Below are 388 nucleotides of genomic sequence, written 5' to 3' on the forward strand. Positions count from 1 at the left end.
TCTCGATGCCGTTCGGCAGCGTCAGGTGCATGTCGGGGCGGCCGGCCTGCGCGAAGATCGCCTGCGGGGCGGACACCAGGTTGTCCCACACGCCGTTGGCGTTGCCGGGGAACGGGATGCGGCGCATCGAGTCCGGGACGTTCCGGTAGAAGCCCGGGAAGAACCGGAACCCGTGCTCGCCGGGCAGGTCGCGGCGGCCGCCCGCGGCGGTGCCCGGGACCGGGATGCTGCGGGCTTTGCCGCCGAGCGACTTGCGCTCGTAGACGGTGACCTGGAAGCCGCGTTCGGCGAGTTCGTGGGCCGTGGTGAGGCCCGCCATCCCGCCGCCGAGGACGGCCACCCGCTTGCCCGGGGACGACGACACCAGGGACGCGCCGAAGGCGGGGGC

General features: G+C 74.0%; 1 protein-coding gene. It reads right to left on the reverse strand.

Going from position 1 to position 388, the window contains the following annotated elements:
- Nucleotides 1-388, reverse strand: a 388-nt coding sequence (locus AC1DSF_RS31245) for an FAD-dependent oxidoreductase (RefSeq protein ID WP_478184187.1), incomplete at both ends; no start/stop codon positions are given.

It is taken from the genome of Variovorax sp. 01N429, assembly GCF_056399425.1.